Source organism: Microbacterium sp. HJ5 (genome assembly GCF_054824025.1).
Window position 1 is genome coordinate 69,094 of the sequence record NZ_JSYE01000028.1, and the last position, 17,959, is coordinate 87,052.

16 protein-coding genes and 1 pseudogene are annotated in these 17,959 nt (G+C 65.5%); 8 read left to right on the forward strand and 9 right to left on the reverse strand.

Annotated elements, in window-relative coordinates:
• Position 1 precedes the first annotated feature (1 nt).
• The 3 genes from OB08_RS12985 to OB08_RS12995 are packed head-to-tail and all read right to left on the reverse strand — an operon-like array spanning position 2 to position 2,822.
• On the reverse strand, positions 2-1,168 hold the full coding sequence (locus OB08_RS12985) for an ABC transporter permease (protein ID WP_461475376.1): 1,167 nt from the start codon (positions 1,166-1,168) through the stop codon (positions 2-4).
• On the reverse strand, positions 1,165-1,860 hold the full coding sequence (locus OB08_RS12990) for an ABC transporter ATP-binding protein (protein ID WP_461475378.1): 696 nt from the start codon (positions 1,858-1,860) through the stop codon (positions 1,165-1,167). The genes OB08_RS12985 and OB08_RS12990 overlap by 4 nt, the downstream gene beginning before the upstream one ends.
• Positions 1,857-2,822 (reverse strand): efflux RND transporter periplasmic adaptor subunit, encoded by a 966-nt coding sequence (locus tag OB08_RS12995; protein WP_461475379.1) that lies wholly within the window; start codon positions 2,820-2,822, stop codon positions 1,857-1,859. The genes OB08_RS12990 and OB08_RS12995 overlap by 4 nt, the downstream gene beginning before the upstream one ends.
• A gap of 237 nt (positions 2,823-3,059) precedes the next feature.
• Between OB08_RS12995 and OB08_RS13000 the strand changes: the two genes are divergently transcribed.
• The gene (locus OB08_RS13000) at positions 3,060-4,202 is read left to right on the forward strand and encodes a sensor histidine kinase (protein ID WP_461475381.1); all 1,143 of its coding nucleotides are present in this window, start codon (positions 3,060-3,062) and stop codon (positions 4,200-4,202) included.
• Positions 4,199-4,867, forward strand: a complete 669-nt coding sequence (locus tag OB08_RS13005; protein WP_461475383.1) for a response regulator transcription factor — start codon at positions 4,199-4,201, stop codon at positions 4,865-4,867. Before OB08_RS13000 ends, OB08_RS13005 begins: the two co-directional genes overlap by 4 nt.
• Before the next feature lie 705 nt (positions 4,868-5,572).
• Here the strand turns inward: OB08_RS13005 and OB08_RS13010 are convergent.
• The gene (locus OB08_RS13010; RefSeq protein ID WP_461475385.1) at positions 5,573-6,757 is read right to left on the reverse strand and encodes a Fic family protein; all 1,185 of its coding nucleotides are present in this window, start codon (positions 6,755-6,757) and stop codon (positions 5,573-5,575) included.
• Between the two features lie 507 nt (positions 6,758-7,264).
• On the opposite strand from OB08_RS13010, the gene OB08_RS13015 reads away from it, so the two are divergent.
• From OB08_RS13015 to OB08_RS13035, 5 genes are all read left to right on the forward strand, one after another.
• Positions 7,265-8,503 (forward strand): diaminopropionate ammonia-lyase, encoded by a 1,239-nt coding sequence (locus OB08_RS13015; RefSeq protein ID WP_461475387.1) that lies wholly within the window; start codon positions 7,265-7,267, stop codon positions 8,501-8,503.
• Positions 8,469-9,308, forward strand: coding sequence for an SDR family NAD(P)-dependent oxidoreductase (locus tag OB08_RS13020; protein ID WP_461475389.1), 840 nt, complete (start codon positions 8,469-8,471; stop codon positions 9,306-9,308). The genes OB08_RS13015 and OB08_RS13020 overlap by 35 nt, the downstream gene beginning before the upstream one ends.
• Positions 9,305-10,015, forward strand: coding sequence for a YoaK family protein (locus tag OB08_RS13025; RefSeq protein ID WP_461475390.1), 711 nt, complete (start codon positions 9,305-9,307; stop codon positions 10,013-10,015). Before OB08_RS13020 ends, OB08_RS13025 begins: the two co-directional genes overlap by 4 nt.
• A 72-nt stretch (positions 10,016-10,087) precedes the next feature.
• A complete protein-coding gene (locus OB08_RS13030; RefSeq protein ID WP_461475392.1) occupies positions 10,088-10,576 on the forward strand; it encodes a hypothetical protein in 489 nt (162 codons plus the stop codon).
• Between the two features lie 274 nt (positions 10,577-10,850).
• On the forward strand, positions 10,851-11,213 hold the full coding sequence (locus OB08_RS13035) for a cupin domain-containing protein (RefSeq protein WP_461475394.1): 363 nt from the start codon (positions 10,851-10,853) through the stop codon (positions 11,211-11,213).
• A 263-nt stretch (positions 11,214-11,476) separates the two neighbouring features.
• On the opposite strand, the pseudogene OB08_RS13040 reads toward OB08_RS13035, so the two are convergent.
• The 5 genes and pseudogenes from OB08_RS13040 to OB08_RS13060 all read right to left on the reverse strand — a co-directional run.
• Positions 11,477-11,795 (reverse strand): annotated as a pseudogene (locus OB08_RS13040) (TerC family protein); the annotation flags it as partial.
• Positions 11,796-11,915: 120 nt separating this feature from the next.
• The gene (locus OB08_RS13045; protein ID WP_461475396.1) at positions 11,916-12,926 is read right to left on the reverse strand and encodes an ABC transporter permease; all 1,011 of its coding nucleotides are present in this window, start codon (positions 12,924-12,926) and stop codon (positions 11,916-11,918) included.
• Entirely contained in the window at positions 12,923-13,945 is a 1,023-nt protein-coding gene (locus OB08_RS13050) for an ABC transporter permease (protein WP_461475398.1), read from the reverse strand. Before OB08_RS13050 ends, OB08_RS13045 begins: the two co-directional genes overlap by 4 nt.
• Entirely contained in the window at positions 13,942-15,480 is a 1,539-nt protein-coding gene (locus OB08_RS13055; RefSeq protein WP_461475400.1) for a sugar ABC transporter ATP-binding protein, read from the reverse strand. Before OB08_RS13055 ends, OB08_RS13050 begins: the two co-directional genes overlap by 4 nt.
• A gap of 28 nt (positions 15,481-15,508) precedes the next feature.
• Positions 15,509-16,594, reverse strand: a complete 1,086-nt coding sequence (locus OB08_RS13060) for a substrate-binding domain-containing protein (RefSeq protein WP_461475402.1) — start codon at positions 16,592-16,594, stop codon at positions 15,509-15,511.
• A gap of 120 nt (positions 16,595-16,714) precedes the next feature.
• On the opposite strand from OB08_RS13060, the gene OB08_RS13065 reads away from it, so the two are divergent.
• Positions 16,715-17,917, forward strand: a complete 1,203-nt coding sequence (locus OB08_RS13065) for a Gfo/Idh/MocA family protein (protein WP_461475403.1) — start codon at positions 16,715-16,717, stop codon at positions 17,915-17,917.
• The last annotated feature ends 42 nt before the right edge of the window (positions 17,918-17,959 follow it).

Below are 17,959 nucleotides of genomic sequence, written 5' to 3' on the forward strand. Positions count from 1 at the left end.
CCTATTCGTATCGGAGTGCTTCGACGGGCTGAAGGCGGGAGGCGGTGCGTGCCGGCCAGACACCGAACACGATGCCGACCACTGCGCTGAATGCCAGCGCGATGAGGACGGTGGTGGCTGAGACGGTGAAGGCCCAGCCGGCGATGTTGGCGATGAGGGCGGAGACAACGATGCCCAGGCCGAGTCCGATGATGCCTCCCAGTAGTGAGAGCACGGTGGCTTCGATCAGGAACTGCAGAAGGATCTGGCCTCGGCGGGCGCCAATCGCCCGACGTACCCCGATTTCGCGGGTGCGCTCGCGGACGGAGACCAGCATGATGTTCATGATTCCAATGCCGCCCACGACGAGGCTGATGGAGGCAATGCCGCCGAGCAGGATTGACAGGAGGCTTTGTACGCTGTCGATGGACTCCAGGAGGGAGCTCTGGTTGTTGATTGAGAACTGCGCATCGTCGTCTGCGGAGAGTCCGTTTCGTTCTCTGAGGAGAGTGTCGATGGCGCTCTGCACACCGTCGACGCTCTCTTCACTGGCAGCCTGCACGGTGATCGTCGATACGTAGGGCAACTGCGCGAAAAGACCTCGCGCGGCCTCGAGAGACATGTACACATTCGCTCCGCCGCCGAATCCGCTGGCATCGTCGAGGACTCCGACCAGAGTGAATGGCAGCCCGTTTACGCTGACCGTCGCACCGATGCTTTCAGCCTCGACCCCCAGGTCGTTGGCGGCGCTGGCGCCGAGTACCAGCGAGCGGGTCGCGCTGCTACCACTGAACGCGGGCAGGAATGATCCGACTGCGACCTCGGGCGCGTTGGTCTCGGCATAGTCCGGCGAAACGCCGTTGAGGGTCGCTTCCGCGGTGGTGCCTTCGTGCTCGAGCGTGCCTTGACCGCTGACGCTCGCAGACACCGCGTCCACATCGTCAAGCTCACTGATCGCCTCAGCATCCGCCTCCGTCAGGTCCGTCGCGCTGGTCGACGTGACCGTCACCTGCGTAGCCCCCAGCGAAGACAACGAATCGGTGATCCCGCTCGTGGCACCGCTGGCCACCGATGTCAACGCGACCAGCGAGGCGACGCCGATGATCACACCGAGCATCGTCAGGAACGACCGGGTTTTCGTGGCGAGGATCCGGGAGATGGACAGTTTGGTTATTGTCGCGAGATTCATGCTGCTATCCCGTCGTCGCTGGCGATCCGTCCGTCATGAATATGAATCCGCCGGCTGGCGGCCTCCGCTACTTCGGCGGCGTGAGTGATCAGGACGATCGTGCGTCCTTCGGCGTGCAGTTCCGTGAGCAGCGCCATCACCTGCTGACCGCTTACCGAGTCCAACGCGCCCGTGGGCTCGTCTGCGAGGATCAGCGCCGGCGAGGCGACGACTGCGCGAGCAATCGCCACACGCTGCTGCTGACCTCCGGAGAGCATCGTTCGGTCGTGGTGGAGTCTCTCCCCGAGGCCGAGGCGTTCCAATACCTCCGTCGCCCGCCGACGCGCTTCCTTGGTCTTCACCCCCTGGTACAGCAGCGGTGCTGCGACGTTGTCCAGCGCCGTCGTCTGAGGAAGGAGTTGAAACTGCTGGAACACGAAGCCGATCGCTTGGCTCCGGAGGCTTGTGAGTTGATCGTCGTCCAACGCCGCTACTTCGTGCCCAGCGATGCGGACGCGTCCGCGAGTGGGCCGGTCCAGGCATCCGATCATGTTCATCAGGGTGGACTTCCCAGAGCCGGATGGGCCGACGATGGCGACAAATTCCCCGGCGCGAATGGTGAGCGATACCCCGTCCAGAGCAGTGGTAATCGTGCTGCCGGTGGTGTAGTCGCGAGCGACGTCATGAAGTTCGAGGACTTTCACGGTGCTCATCCGCCGAACCCGGGGGGACCCCCTACGCCTTCCACCGCTGGAACGTCTCCGTCAGCCCCGGTCACTACTTCGTCGCCTTCCTCGACGCCGGAGAGGATCTCCACTGACGAGTTGCCGACCAAGCCGACCGTTACCGGGGTCGGTTCCGAGTTTCCCTCCGCGTCGACCACATCAACGAATGTCATGTCGCCGACCTCCGTGAGGGCGGTGGCCGGGACGGTCAGAACATCGCTGACGGAGTCAACAATGATCGACGCGGTCGCTGTCATTCCGATGCGTGCATCTTCGGGAAGATCGTCCGATGTGATGAGCACCTGGTACTGCTCGACGCCCGTCGTGTTCGTGGAGGTCTGGGCAATCTTCGACACTGTTCCTTCGAAGCCCTCATCACCAGCGTTGCCGAGCACGACTGTCACCGTCTGATCGACGGCGACGTTGGCGATGTCGTACTCGCTGACCTGCACGGCAACGAGGACGTTGCCCACTCCGAGCGTGGCAACCTGTGTCGCGGCCGCGTCGGGTGCGGTTGTAATCGACCGCACCCGACCCTCTCGCGGGCTGTCGACGTCGAAGGACTCATCGTTACCATTTCGTACCGTCGCGAGCCGCTGTCCGTCCGTGACGGAATCGCCCACAGACACATCAATGCTGGAGGTGGTGAAGCCGGCCGCTGCGGCGCTCGCGCCCGTGGGCGTTCCGGCGATGGCGGAGAGGACGGCCGGAGTCTCGGGGGCGACCGAGTAAGTGTACTCGTCAACGACCTGCCCGCTCGCGTCGATCGTCAACGAGACGTCGCCGCGACTCACGGTTGCGGTAAGTTGCGTCGCCCCGGCCGGTGCCTGCGGCGGACCGATCAGCGCGACCGCCAGGGCAATTACGCCCACCAGGATCAAGCCGATAATGATGATGCGGTTGCGTATGCGTCGCTTCCGGGTATCCGGTGCGCCGTTGTCTTCGGTCACTTTTTTCTCCTCTGCTGGAAGTGGACGGGGCCGCTGTGATGCCGGCGCAGCGCCCCGTTCAGCTAGTGTCGTCCGGCCTCCGTGCTGACGCGTCAACCCGGGGGATCAACTTCGGTAATGCATCAGCGGTACTGCGACCTACCGCCGCGGGTTGATGCCGCAGCGCGGACGGGCGGCGAAGATAGGGCTGTGTGTGAAGGCGAGGAACGTCCCCACCGGGCTTGGCTGCCCGCGTGGGTGTTCGACGTGCTGATCAGCGTTCTCCTGCTCGGCAGCGCCTTCCTCCCCTTCGATATGCCTGGGCAGACGGCGCCGAGTATCTCCTCGCTGCCGTGGTTGGTGGCTGCCTGCGCAATCCTCTTCGTGCGGCGCCGGTGGCCGATCCCTGTGCTGATCGCGTCCGTCGCCATTTTCGCTGCGGCGGCGACCGCGGGTGTGGTCAGTCCTGCCTTGGCGCTTCCGCCGGCGCTGTGCGTGTACCAGGTTGCGGCGACCTCACCGCGGCGGACAACGATCATCGCGACCATCGCGACAGCCGTCCTGCTGCCCGTCCTGAGCTTCACCGTCCTGCCCCGAGAGCTATTGCAGCTGGATCTGTTCATCAGCGCACAGGCGATTCAACTCGCAGCCGTCGTCGCGTTCGCGGGAGCGTTCGGTGATGCCGCGCAGTCACGCAGAGCGACTCTCGCGGCCTACGAAGAACGCGCCCGCCGCGCAGAGGAAACCAAAGACGCGGAAGCGCGCAGCCGCGTCGCGGAGGATCGGTTGCGCATCGCCCAGGACTTGCACGATTTGATCGCGCACCAGATCGCGGTGATCAATCTGCATTCCAGCGTTGCTTCACAGGCACTGCATCAGCGGCCATCGGATGCGGAGGCGTCGCTCGCGGTGATTCGCGCGGCATCGAGGACCGTGCTCAGCGAGATCGGCGATCTGCTCTCGACCCTGCGGGGATCATCCCCTGCGGAAGTCTCCCGCCCGGTGACTCCGAGCCTGGGCGACATGGAAGAGCTGCTCACGCGTTTCCGCGTGGATGGATTGGAAGTCCGCTCCGAACTCATCGGTGACCCTGCCGTGCTGACTGGCTTTGCCGACGTGGTTGCCTCCCAAGTCCTGCAAGAAGCGCTCACGAACGCGCTGAAGCATTCCCGCTTCCAGCGATGCGCATTGAGCATCACCGTTGACGACCAGCACCTCGCCATCGTCGTCGATAACCCTGTGGATCCCGACCGGGTGCAACGCGTCGCTTCCGGTCACGGGATCACGGGCATGAAAGAACGCCTCGCGGTCGTGGGTGGATCCCTGCACATAGAGCACCGCCGCGACTACTTCCGCTTGGAAGCACGAATCCCTACCAACCAAGAAAGCACCTCACGATGATCTCGGTCGCAATAGCCGACGACCAGCCCCTCATCCGCAGCGCAATACGGGAACTGCTCGTCCACGAAGCAGACATCCAGTTCGTCGGTGAAGCCGCCAACGGACTGGAAGCAGTAGATCTTGCTGCCGCAGTAATGCCGGACGTGCTGCTCATGGACATCCGGATGCCGCAACTAGACGGCATCGCGGCCACCCAACGGATCTGCGCACGCCCCGAACTCGCTACCGTCCGGGTGCTAGTACTCACCACATTCGAAGAAGACGACAACATCGTCCAGGCCCTCAGAGCCGGCGCCAGCGGCTTCATCGGGAAAGGGGCCGATGCCGCCGAGCTTATCCGCGCCATCCGCACCATCGACGCGGGCGAAACCCTTCTGTCCTCCAGCGCCACGCGCCGACTCATCGACCGCTACATCCACCAACCGCCGACCCAGCCTCACCGATCCGCCACCCTTGACGTGCTCACCGCCCGGGAGATCGAGATTCTCGCACTCGTCGGGCAGGGCTTGTCGAACACCGACATCGCTGACGCGCTCGTCATCAGTCCCGCCACAACCAAAACCCACATCAACCGCACCATGTCAAAACTCGACGCCCACGACCGCGCCCAACTAGTGATCATCGCCTACGAGACCGGACTCGTCTCTCCCACGCGAAGCGATTGATCCCACGCCGATTCAACGCAGCGTCATCGCCAACGGAGGCCTCCTGTGCGCCACACCTCCGATCCACGTCGTTGCGCTGAGGCGCGAGCGAAGGGTCTCAGGCCCGTCGCGTTCGCCGCCGTAGCACCGTTGCGGGCGAGGATAGCCGGGCGCTAACGCCTGAGGTCGGGCAGTCGGAGTTCAGAGAAAGTCGCACCTGCTCTGAGATAGCGTTTCGACTTTCCGTGCACCGGCCGCAACAGCAGAAGATAATCGTCCGCATCGTTCGTACCGTCCGTAGTCCGTATCGTCGGTAGTCCGTAACGTCCGTATGAACGTCTTGGCGCTTCGGAACCGGATACTCAGACGGCTGGAGGGAGTGCCAGCGACAAGCCTCGCCCAGTTCGTACGCAATCACCGCGAGATCTGTAACCCGCCGGGGCAGAGGAAAGAGGAGCTGGGAAGAGGGTTGCGATGGGTTTGCGGCGCCGTTCCACTTCGCTCAGGTTCTTGTCGATGTGCCAGGGCAGGTGAGTAGCCCGTGAATGCCGTGATGTCGCGTCGGTCTCGTCTGGGTGTGGGTCCGTAGGCATTGAGCGATGACTCGAGCGTGGCCGTTCAGGAGGACGATCGCGGTGGTGTTTGCCCCAGACTTAGCCCGCAAAACTACCTCACACCCCCCGATACTTGTTCCTCTCCGCCCGTGCAGGCTCGCGCGCAGTGGCCTCAGCTCGCGCTCGGAGCGGAGATGATGTCAACGACTGCCGGCGCCCGGAACGCCATCACGCCGGGGACCCGTCGTTGTTCGAGAACGCCCAGCTCCACGAGCTTTCGTACTGCGTTGCTCACGGCTTGATAGGTGAGTCCGGTAGCGTCGCGCAAGTTCGGGATGTTTACGTACGGCCGACCGATTAGCAGATCGGCAATGTCACGAACCGCTCCCCGCGCACCTGCCTCGCGAAGGACGTCGTGATACTGCGTTTGCAACTCCACCAGGAGCCGGATGCGCTCGGCAGAATCGACGGCGGATGCCTCGATTCCTTCTGCAAAGAAGGATATCCACCCGTCCCAATCTCCCGTCGCGCTAACTTCAGCCAAGAGGTCCTGATAGGTCTCCCGCCGACGTTCGAACCAAGGCGAAACACTTAGCAGGCCCTCCGACAGTACGCCCAGGCCCACCAGTTGCAGCACGATTAGCAGCCGTCCGATACGCCCGTTGCCGTCATTGAAGGGGTGCAGTGTCTCGAACTGGTAGTGCGCCATGGCGGTCGCCACGATCGGATCGAGATCTGGCTGTGCCGTCTGCATCCATTGGATGAGGTCGCCTATTGCGGCCTCGAGTGCTGGACCCTCGGGCATGGGTATGAAGCGCGCGTCCGTGACGGGCCCTCCGCGGCTGCCAATCACGACCTGGATGCGACGCACGCGACCGGCCTCGGCGGTGTCAGCCTCCGTGCCCCGAACGAGGGTGCTGTGAAGTTCACAAAGCAGGCCGGCGGTGACCGGCCGCTGTTGTTGCACCCAGATGAATCCTCGTTCGGCGGCCTCTACGTAGTTGAGGACTTCGTTCAGCGCCGCCGAGCGCTCGCTACCCTCGATGACATCAGCCGCCAGGACATCTTCGAGTGGAGCGTAGGTGCCCTCGAGCGCGGAAGTGCTTTGCGCTTCCCGGCGCAGGGTCGGGGTGCGGAGGAGGCCAGGGTTGATTACCACTAGCGAACCTTGTTGCAGTCGGCCTAGGGCTCGGTTCGCTCTAGCCACACGGCTCCAGGCTGCTGTGCCGAGATGCGGAGGAGCTGCTAGTGGGTGCGCTGCGTAAGCGACGTGGTCGTAGTGCTGACCGCGGCCGTCGGTGCCACTGATGGGGATGAGATTGCCGATTGGGCTGCTAGCGAATCGTGCGCGCTCCATGGTCTCGCTCCGTCCTAGCGGACTTGATCGCCGCAAGGCTCTATTCAAGTAAAACCGAGTTCACTTGAACTGACAAGCATGTAATTCAAGTCGAGCGATTGACCTGGACGACGTCACAAGCAGTCACCCCCATTTGATCCGGGCGCTGACGTGGGTGTATGGACTTCGGGGATAGCCGCCGCCCAGTACACCGTCGGCCTCGTGGCCGCCTTGCTGGCCGAGTACCAGTGGCAGTGACGACCGGCTGAAGCTGTTGACCGGTGCTCACCGGGCTGCCTGGCACTGTGTCTTGGTGCTCGCCAAACGTGCTATCGACGGTGCCTCGCCACGCGACCGCGCTTCTTCACATAACCGTGCCGAATCTCGAGCCCCGATGGTTCGTGCCGTGATGGCGCCGTGCGCTCGGCTTGTGGCGACGCGCCCGGAGCAGTAACCGTAGTACCAAGCCTGCGTCAGACCGCGCCCTCGTCACCGCCGGGGGCCCAACTCGTATCCGCTCCGCACGCAGTGTACCGCGGATGCCCTACCCGCAAGATCTTCCTCCCCAAACGCGTCGGGCGGACCCGACCGATCGACCGGACCGATGCCGCGGCGCGACGGCAGTTCCACCGCTCGCTGCCCGGCTACCGGCCGACCCCGCTCCTGCGCTCGCGGTCGCTCGCCGCCGAGACGGGCCTGTCGGAGATCTACGTAAAGGACGAGGCTGAGCGGCTCGGACTGCCTGCCTTCAAGATGCTGGGCGCCTCGTGGGCGACCGCGCGCGCCATCCAGCGCGAGTGGGCTCCCGACGCCCTTCTCACCCTCGACGGGCTTCGACGAGCCGTCGAGGATGGACCGCGCCGTCGCCTCGCAGCCGCCACTGACGGGAACCACGGGCGCGGAGTCGCCCGCATGGCCGCGCTCCTCGATCTGGAGTGCGATGTGTTCGTCCCGTCAGGGACGGCTCAAGCCCGGATTGCCGCGATCGAAGGTGAAGGCGCCCGGGTCACCGTCGATGACGGGGACTACGACGACACCGTTCGCATATCGGCACACGAGGCGGACGCGCGCACACTCGTTATCAGCGACACCTCATGGCCCGGCTACCTCGACACTCCGCGAGATATCATCCGCGGCTACACCACGATGTTCGAGGAGGTCGACGATGCGCTCGCGGCCTCCGGACTCCCCGCGCCCACGCACCTGTTCGTCCAATGCGGCGTGGGTGCTTTCGCCGCGGCGGCCATCAGCCACTACGACTCCCGTGGATCCGACGGTGGCGCCGCACGCCCTGCAACGATCGTCGTGGAACCGATCGATGCCAATTGCCTTTTGCGGTCGGCCGAGCACGGCGAGGTAACTGAAGCTCCTGGACCTCACTGGTCAACAATGGCGGGACTGAACTGCGGCCTTCCGTCGCTGCTCGCATGGCCGACAGTGCAGGGGGGCACCGACGGTTATGTGGCGATCTCCGACTCCCGCGCACACGGAGCGATGCGCACTCTCGCGGCCGAAGGAATTGTGTCCGGCGAGTCCGGCGCGGCCGCGCTGGCGGGCCTGCAGGTGCTCCTCGAGGACCGGGAGGCCGCCGGAAGGCTCGGCCTCGCGGAAACCTCCGTCGTCCTCTTCGTCAACACTGAGGGAGCGACCGATCCGGTCAACTTCCGCGCGCAGGTCGGTGAAGAACCGTCCGAGACGCGCCGAGCCGCGCCGGCCCGTCACCACGACCGGCATGTCATCAACTTGTCGGAGGAGGAGCAAAGATGACCGAATTCCACGTCCCGCCCGGGGGGCCCTCACCGGGCGCACCGCGCTCGTCACCGGAGCCGCCGGGGCGCTCGGGCCGGCGATCGCGCGGCGCTTCGCACTCGAGGGCGCGCGAGTGGCGCTCGCCGATCTCGACTTCTTCACCACAAAGGCGGTCGCGGAGAAGATCGCCGAAAGCACGGGCGCACAGGTGCGCGCGATCGCCCTCGACGTGACCGACGCCGACGAGCTCAACGCCGCGGCCTTGGCCCTCGAACAGGAATGGGGCGTCTGCGACACCATCCAGTCACGGAGCGGGAGGTCGAGCGCGGGAGCGAGCGCGAGTACCCCGGCGTTCGGCACGAACCTCGCACTCGCAGTGAACCTCACGGGCGCCTTTCTCACCTCCACGGCCTTCGCGCGTCGCCTCGTTGCAAGTGGACGCACGGGGACCATCACGTTTACCTCTTCCCTCTTCGGAGTGCGTGGTGGGCGCGGTAACGCGGCCTACTCCGCCACGAAATTCGGCATCATCGGTCTGGCGCAAAGTCTCGCGGCGGATTTCGCGGCCTCAGGCATTCGCGTCAACTCCGTCTGCCCGGGCCAGATCGAGACGGCCATGCTGGACGACCTGTTCGAGCGGCGCGCCGCGCAGAACAAAACGACGCCAGCGCAGGAGCGGGGCCATCTCGAAGCGCGGATCCCTCTCGGTCGCCTCGGCACAACTGACGAAGTGGCGCGAACCTTCGTCCATCTGGCTTCCGACGACAGTAGCTACCTCACTGGGCAGCACATCGTCCTCGACGGTGGGTGGCAGGTCGGATGACCCCGAAGATCAACCGTCCGCGCACGCGGGATGCCTCGTCGCGCACGGCACTCTCTCTCATGCTGTTGCTCACCTTCTCGACCGGCATTATCGACGCCGTCGGATACCTCGGCCTCGACCGCGTGTTCACGGGCAACATGACCGGCAACGTCGTCATCCTTGGAATGGCACTCGTCGGCGCCGACGGGCTGCCGGTTCTCGGGCCCACGATCGCCCTCGTTGCCTTCATGCTCGGGGCGCTCGGCGCGGGCCGAGCGCTCCGCACCGCCGGCGCAGGCTGGTCCGGCCGCACCAGCGCGCTGCTGTGCACCGTGACGGTGATTCTTCTCGCCTGCGCCCTCACCACCCTGTTGCTCGCCGATCCTGCCCAGCCGGTCGCCCTGGGAATCACCGGGGGCCTCGGAGCCGCGATGGGTGTGCAGGCCGCCGCCGCACGTCATCTGGGTGTGAAGGATGTCACGACCGTCGTCGTCACTTCCACGATGACCGGCCTCGCTGCGGAGTCTTGGCTTGGCTCCCGGGTGCAGCAACCATGGGTGCGGCGGTTCCTCGCGATCATCCTCATCTTGCTCGGCGCCGCGGTCGGAGCCATCGTGATCCGGGCCGGCCTGGCGCTCGGCATCCTCATCTCGGCGTTGATAAGCACGGTCGTCACGGTTGCCGGCCACACGCGCCTGCGTCATCGAGGAGTCGAGGTGGCCGGATAGAGACCGTCGTCCTCAGCTCCATCCGGCAATTCGCCGTGGACTGCACCCGCTCATTCCGTTCAGCTCGGTGACTTGCCGATCTCCAAGGCGAAGTCCGTGCTCGCCGTAAACGATTCGGATGAACCGATCTTTCGTGCCTTTGGAGCGGTCCAGAGAGCCGTGTCCCCCGTCGCGGCGACCAAAGTGACGGCATCGGCGCTCGCGGAGATCGACCGGATATTGGCTGGACGGCGGATCGCCCCCGACAACCCGGGGCGGATCGAAGCGGCGCAGATCTTCATGGCTATCGGTGCCGCCGATTCCCCCATGACCCCGGTCGGTCTGGCCTGGATTGGGGCCTACGCCGAGGCGGCGCTTGAGGTTGCGAAAGTCGACGTGGACAACATCGACCTGCGTCCGGACCGAGAGAGCAAGGCCGAGATGGTGGTCGCAGGTACCGTGCTCGGCGATCGACTGTTCGGCGCATTCCGCCGGGCAGCGGGCGAGCGTGTGTCCCGGGGCCGTTACGGGGCCACGCACCGTGCGACCCGACGAGCCGGGCACGGCGGTCCAACCGAGTAGAGGCGTAGGACGGAAGCGTCTACCTCGGGGTGGATGAGTTCGGACTCGTAGAGGTGAATCTGAGGCTCCGCGAGGGACCTGTCATGTACGTTACCCCGACGTTGGCGACGGCCCGGCCTGTACCCTCGTCGATGAGACCGTCGGTGGGGGCAATCGACCCACACCGAGCGCATGTCGGGGGGATGCGTGAGCCTGGCCACCCAGCGACGTCCTCCCGTCTGCGGGTTCAGAGTGCCCTGTCGAGGCGGCAGTCGACACAGCTAGGAGATCGATGGTGAGTGAGGCGCGCGAAGTCCGTGGGGTAGTGCAAATCGATCCACACGCAGCGTTGCAGGCGGTGCCAGACGACGCCGGCGAACGCGCTGATGTGCACTTTGTGGGCGCCAATCCCGGGTTCACTGTAGGCCTTTGGGAGGCAGGCCCGCTCTCCGAAGCAATGGCGCCCTATCCCAGTGATGAGGTGTGTGTCGTCATTGAGGGCGAGATCCGGATCACTGAGGTGGACGGGACTCGCCATGTGTTTGGGAGGGGCGATGTCTTCGCGCTGCGGTGCGGTGCCGAGCTGGCTTGGTCGAACTCCGAGGGAGCGCGGAAGATCTTCATCGGCCTCAGCGCGCCTTCCGGGATCGATCGCTGACGAGAGCGGCGAGCGGCGACGATCGTGTCCTCTTCTGTCGAAGTGTGAGGATCTGCGCGGCGCCGGTCGGCCCTTAGTGGCGTGCAGGACGCTCGGCGCGACCAGTCTGATCTCCATCGGCCGCGACGATTTCACCGGTTCGAGAGTTCAGAGGCGTGACCCGTTGCCACTCGCTGCTCGTACGGGAACCCTTCCCACCATGACCTCAGATCGCTGCAATCGAGCCGAGACATTGACGGAGAGTTTCGCACAGACCCTTCACCTCATCGCCCCTCGGATCCGCCGCGCTCGGCATCGCTGCTGGCTGGCGCTGGTGACACGGTCGCCCCCGGCTTGTCCGTCGTTGGGTGCCGTCGGGTCTTGAGAAGGCTCGCTCTCGTCGCGACGGCGATGGTTGCCGCGATGAACAGCAGCGAGTATCAGTCGGGATCCCGGGCGCCCACAGAACGCCTCGCCACCGTTGATGGGGGGCAGCTCATTGACGTGCATCGCGTGGACCAGGAGCCTGACGCCGATGAATGCGAGGATCACGGCGAGGACATTTGCCAGGTAGACGAGGCGCTCGAGCAGACCGCCGATCAGAATCTTCACCGCAACAGTTGAGGCAGTTCTCGTGGAATCGCGGTCTCCTTCTGAAGCGGTCGACTTGGAACTTTTTGCTCGCTCGCCCGATCATCAGTTTCCATCGTGTGAATGACGGCCCTAAGCGCGGTCCCTTCCGTAGGCGGCGAGTACGGCGAGGATGATCAGGCCATAGATCAGGTTCTGAACGGTCGCGCCGAGATTAAAGACCACAACGAGGGTCGCGACCTGACCGAGCACGAGTGCGCCCATGAACGTGCCGACCACTGATCCGCGCCCACCGAACATCGACGCCCCCCCGACGATCACCGCGGCAACCGAGCCCAGCAGGTAGCTGTTGCCCATGGTCGTCTCGGCCTGCAAGTAGTAGCCCACGATGACCAGCCCTGCGAACGCCGCGAGCAGACCCGACACGGCGTAGCCGGAGATCCGGATGCGGGCGACCGGACGACCGGCCAGCCGAGCAGCCTCTTCCCGAGAACCCACGAGGAACAGCGAACGCCCCCACCCGGTATAGCTGAGCGCTGCCTGGAGAAGGAGCATGAGCACCAGGGAGGTCGGCAGAACCGCGGGTATGGACAGGCCGAATACGTCGAACCGATGCGACGTGAAGCTCGTCGCGACGTCGGGGACCATGGTGAGCTCCGACAACGGGAAGTTCAGCAGCAGCAGCCCGAAGAGCAGGCCGTTCATCGCAATAGTCGTGACGATCGGGGTGAGTCCGACCTTCGCAATCACGAAACCGTTGACGACACCGATGACGATTCCGCTGGCGAGCGCCATGACGAGCGCGGTGACCGGGCCGAATGTCGCCGCCCAGGTGAGGAAGCCGAGAGCGGTGAAGGCGATCGTATTGGGGACGGAGAGGTCGATCCCCCCTTGAATGACAGCGATCGTCTGGCCATAGGAGGCGACCGCGAGAATGGCGGCGAAGGTCGCTGTGCTGGTCAGCCCGGGCAGGGTGAACAGAGACGGGCGAAGCAGACCGCCGATGACGAAGAGCAAGACGAACACGGCGAAGCCCCACCCGGCGCGGGGCATGAGGGAGAGGAGTCTGTTCAGGGTGTTCCGGCTTCGTTGGCCGGCCCTGTCCTCCGTGGCAGCGGGGGTGGCGGTGGCGGACTCACTCATGACGATCCCTTCCGTAGCGAGACCCACCCAGCCGTCACGCGGATCACGACGGGGATGACGACGACGGCGAGGATGATGACCGCGCTGATCACGTACTGCCAGTACGAGTTGATGCCTGCGAAGAACAAGAGGTTGCCGACCATCCCGAGCACTGCTGCCGCGAGGACGGTTCCCAACACGCTCCCCCGCCCACCGGCGAACGAAGCGCCCGACAGCGCGACGACCGCGATGGAGTTGAGCAGGTAGGGGTCGCCGCTGCGTGGATCGCCGGTCAGGGTCGACCCTGCCAAGAGCACCGCGCCGAGCGCGACCACGCCGCCCGACACCATGAAGGCGATCAGCAGTGTCAGCCTCGAGTTGAGCCCGGCGGACTGCAGGGCGATCCGGGAGGATCCCACGCCATAGATCTGGCGTCCGATCGAGGTGCGCTGGAGAAACAGCCACAGCCCGGCCGCCGCAAGGGCGAGCCACACGAAGGCTATCGGCAGGAACGGGAAGAGTTCCCCGCTTGTGAAGAGGTAGATGTCGATGTTGAGTGCACCGCCCGGACGGTCCAGGATCTGCCGGGCCAGTGCCGCATAGATGAATGCGGTCGCCAGGGTGACGGCGATCGCCGGCAGGTTGACGTAGGCGGCGAGCACGCCGTTCACCGCGCCGCAGATCACGCCCACCAGCACGCACGCGAGAAAGGCGCCAGGGGCAGTGAGGGACGCGATCTGCGTCGCGAAGACGACGTTGCAAAGGCTCGTGATGGCGCCGATGGAGATGTCGATCCCGCCCACCAGAACGATGATGAGCTGCCCCAGGGCGATCAGCGCCAGTGGCGCGATGAGATTCGCGGCCGACTGCAGCTGGAACCGAGTCAGCAGGGTCGGGTTGACGGCGATGTAGACCCCGAAGAAGAGGACGAATGCGATCACCGGAGCCAGCGCGCCGTCGTAACGCAGACGACGGATGCCTGTACGCACTGCGCTCTCCGGGAGCGTCGGACGGGAGATCGTCGTGGTCGTGGGGCTCACGATGTTCCCACCGCCGCTCCGACGATCGCAGCCGGTGTGATCTCGTCGCCTTCGATGAGGCGGGCGATCCGCCCACGGTAGACGACGGCGACTCGATGGCATAGGTACACGAGCTCTTCCACTTCTGTCGAGAACCAGACGATCGCAACCCCCGAATCGGCGAGCTCGATCATCGCCTCGTAAAGCTCCTGCTTCGCGCGAACATCGATGCCCCGCGTGGGGTCGTGAAGCAGCAGCACCGACCGGTTGCGGTCCATCCAGCGGCCGAACACGATCTTCTGCTGATTGCCGCCGGACAACGCGCCGACCGGCTCCTTGGGGCCACGGGTCCGCACGCTCAAGCCGGTGAGAACCCGATCGATCCAGCCGCGCTCCTGTCGGAGCTGCAGATTGCCCCCCGGCGCGAACGGGCGCAGCCACGGAGCGAGGAGGTTCTCCCCGACGCTCAGCGCGAGCGCAAGCCCTTCCGTCTTGCGGTCCTCGGGCACGAATCCCATTCCCCGACGCGTGGCGCGCGTCGGCGTCATCCGCGTCACCGGCCGCCCATCGATCTCCCAGCCGTCGGCGACCGCGGGCGCCGCACCGAACAGACAGCGCAGGAGCTCCGTCTGGCCCTGCCCCTGCAGGCCGCCGATGCCGAGGATCTCGCCCTTGCGTACCGAGATGTCGACCCCGTCGAGGCCCTTGGAGCGCAACCCGCGCACCTCGAGGACGAGGGGGGCGGAATCGCTCGGCGCCGGAGGCGGTGGCGGAAAGTGCCGACGCGCGGTGCGTCCCGCCATGAGTGACACCAGCTCGTCGTCGGTCCACGACCCGCGGGTAAACTCCCCGACGGTCATGCCGTCGCGAAGAACGGTGCCGCGGTCCGCGATCTCGGAGATCTCCCCGAGCCGGTGCGAAACGTAGATGATTCCTACGCCGCGACGGGTCAGCGCCCGGATACGGCCGAAGAGCCACTCCACGCCGACCGGGCTGAGCGCCGACGACGCCTCGTCGAGGATGAGCAGGACGGGTTCCGCGGCGATGGCCCGTACGATCTCGATGACCTGACGATCGGCAAGGCGAAGCTCCCCGACGAGCGTGCCCGGATTCAGGTGGGTGACGTCGAGCTGCGCGAGCAGCTGCTCGGCTTGGGCGTGCGCACTCTTCGGCGAGAACGTCCCACGTCCGCGGCGCTCGGGGAGCGCGAGGTTCTCTGCGATCGTCCAGTCCGGGACCAGCGCGAGTTCCTGGAACGCGCACGCGACGCCGAGGGAGCGCGCCTCCGCGATCGAGCCGACGGAGTAGGGGGAGCCCCCGAGCGTGACCGAGCCGGACGTCGGCGCGACCGCGCCGGCGAGGATACGCGAGACGGTGCTCTTGCCCGCGCCGTTCTCGCCGATGAGCGCAAGCACCTCGCCGGGCAGGCATGTGAAGTCCGCGTCGGTCAGCGCCTGAACGGCGCCGTACTGCTTGGTGAGATCGGAAGCCACGAGGAGTGGCTCCGTCCGGGATGCCGCGTCGAGCACGGCATCCCGGATGGATCGGTTTTCCACGGCGTCTCCTAAGCGATTCGCGGACGGATCACTGCTGGAAGTACTCGAGAACCTCATCGACTGTCAGGTCCAGGCCGGGGAAGTCGTAGCCGAGCTGGAAGTTGTCGGGCTGGTCAGGGAGGCAGTAGTCGCCGGCGTTCTCGTCGGTGATCTCCAACGGTGGGTAGTACTGCTCCTGGTCGATGTCCTCGCCCTCGAGGAGGAGCACCGCCTGCTCGAGCCCCTTGGCGTAGATGGCCGGCTGTCCGAACACCATGTTGCCCTTGAGGCCCTCTGGTGCGTACTCCACGAGAGAGCACGCCTCGCCGTTGTAGCCGGACCCGCCCACGACGGGGACGAAGGGAATTCCCGCGTCGGCGAACGCGGCGGGAATGCCCTGCCCGCCCGTGAGGAACGAGTACACGCCGGCGATATCGGGGTTGGACTGCAGAAGTTGCGCCATGTTCTTCTGCGCATCCGCCTCGTTCCAGCCGTTCGTGCTCCGAGCGACGATGGTGGCCCCGCCCGCCGTGAGCGCCTCTTCTACTCCGGGCATCGAGCCGTCGTTGAGAGGAACGCCAGCCAACCCCTCGAGCACGGCGACATCCTTGTCGTCACCGAGCTGGTCCAGAAGCCACTCCGCACCGATCGTCCCCGCGCTGCCCCAGTCGGTGGAGACGGTGTAGACGTAGTCGTTGTCGTACGGTCCGCCGTTGGCGAATACCGGGATTCCGGCCGCCTCGGCCTGGGCGATCGCCGCGTCGGCCCCCGTCGCCGATGCGGGATCGAAGAGTATGGCATCCACGCCCTCGGCGATGAGGTTCTGGATGGCGGCATTCTGCTGGGCGGCGTCGTTGTCGCTGGTGCGAACGATCTTCAGTTCGACTTTGTCCTTGTACTCGGGCCGTGCGGCCAGTGCCTGCAGGGACGCCAGTCCCGTCTCGCGCCAGGCCTGACCGCCGAGTGGCTGCTGGAAGCCGATGACGAACTTCTCATCGCCCTCGCCGCTTCCGGACGCTCCGCCCCCAGCGTCGGCCGGAGCGGAGGTGCATCCGCTGAAGATCAGAGCAGATGCCGTCAAGGCGACGGCGGAGAGGGCGATGAAGCCCCGGCTGCGAATGTGTGTTGACTGCATTGCTTCTCCCTTGAACATGCGTGCAGCCGGCTGTTCGGCTGTTCGGGACGCCTGAATCGGTGCCCCTGGCGCCGTCATCGGATCGAATTGACGAACGCTCCGCGGCACACTACCGTAGGTTTGGCAACGTTGCCAGTAGCGTTGTCATCTGCGCTAGAGTCAACGTGTCGGCGTCCGCCGCCCCGCGTTTGCGGATCGCAACGACGCGAAGAGAGGACAAGCATCGCGATGAGCACCAAACCCTTGGAAGCATTCGCCCCCGACGCGCAGGTCAGGCAATCAGGTCTGCGCATCGGAGCCATCGGTGCGGGCATGATCATGTCGGAGGTGCACCTGGAGGCGTACCGCCAGGCGGGGTTCCCCGTTGTTGCGATCGCGTCCCGTACGCCATCCAAGGCGGCGGCGCTCGCCGAGCGCTACGGCATCCCGACTGCGCATGCGACACCAGCAGACCTCATCGCCGACGAGGACGTCGAGATCGTCGACATCGCCTTCCCCCCGGACCAGCAGCCGGACCTTATTCGGGCCGCACTCGCTCAAGACCACGTGAAGGGCATCCTGGCTCAGAAGCCGCTCGCCCTCACCCTGGACGAGGCCATCGCCCTCCGGGACGAGGCGGCCGCGGCGGGGAAAATCCTGTCCGTGAACCAGAACATGCGCTTCGACCAATCGATCCGGGTGCTGAAGCAGATCCTCGACCGCGGCGAGCTGGGTGCGCCGGTCTTCGCATCGATCACGATGCATGCAATCCCTCATTGGCAGACGTTCCTCGAGGGGTTCGACCGGCTCACGCTCGCGAACATGAGCGTTCACCACCTGGACGCGCTGCGTTACCTCTTCGGAGAGCCCGAACAGGTCCACACTGTGACGCGCACCGATCCGCGTACCGCCTTCGAGCATCGCGACGGCATCGTCATCTCCACCCTCACGTTCCCGAGCGGCCTGCTTGCACTCTCGGTCGAGGATGTGTGGTCCGGCCCCCGCGAGGAGGGGTACGAGTCGGACGCGTCGATCACCTGGCGAGTCGAGGGAACAGAAGGCGTGGCCAAGGGAACGATCGGCTGGCCGACCGGGGAGCCTTCGACCCTCACCTACGCCTCGACCCGCACGACTGATGGCGAATGGGTGACCCCCGCATGGGATACGCACTGGTTCCCTCACGCCTTCATCGGTGTCATGGAGCAGCTGCAGTACGCGGTTGCGACCGGGAGCGCACCGGAACTGACCGTCGAGGACAATGTCCGAACCATCGCGCTCATCGAGGCGGGGTACACCTCGATCGCCGAGAACCGCCCGGTCCGCATCGACGAGATCTCGATCTGACAGCGGGTTCCCCTCACCTCAAACCCGCCCCACCCACCCGTA

Coding starts and splice junctions, on each gene's coding strand:
- OB08_RS12985 (WP_461475376.1), bottom strand. CDS start 1,168: ATGAATCTCGCGACAATAACCAAACTGTCCATCTCCCGGATCCTCGCC.
- OB08_RS12990 (WP_461475378.1), bottom strand. CDS start 1,860: ATGAGCACCGTGAAAGTCCTCGAACTTCATGACGTCGCTCGCGACTAC.
- OB08_RS13005 (WP_461475383.1), top strand. CDS start 4,199: ATGATCTCGGTCGCAATAGCCGACGACCAGCCCCTCATCCGCAGCGCA.
- OB08_RS13010 (WP_461475385.1), bottom strand. CDS start 6,757: ATGGAGCGCGCACGATTCGCTAGCAGCCCAATCGGCAATCTCATCCCC.
- OB08_RS13020 (WP_461475389.1), top strand. CDS start 8,469: ATGTCATCAACTTGTCGGAGGAGGAGCAAAGATGACCGAATTCCACGT.
- OB08_RS13025 (WP_461475390.1), top strand. CDS start 9,305: ATGACCCCGAAGATCAACCGTCCGCGCACGCGGGATGCCTCGTCGCGC.
- OB08_RS13045 (WP_461475396.1), bottom strand. CDS start 12,926: ATGAGTGAGTCCGCCACCGCCACCCCCGCTGCCACGGAGGACAGGGCC.
- OB08_RS13060 (WP_461475402.1), bottom strand. CDS start 16,594: ATGCAGTCAACACACATTCGCAGCCGGGGCTTCATCGCCCTCTCCGCC.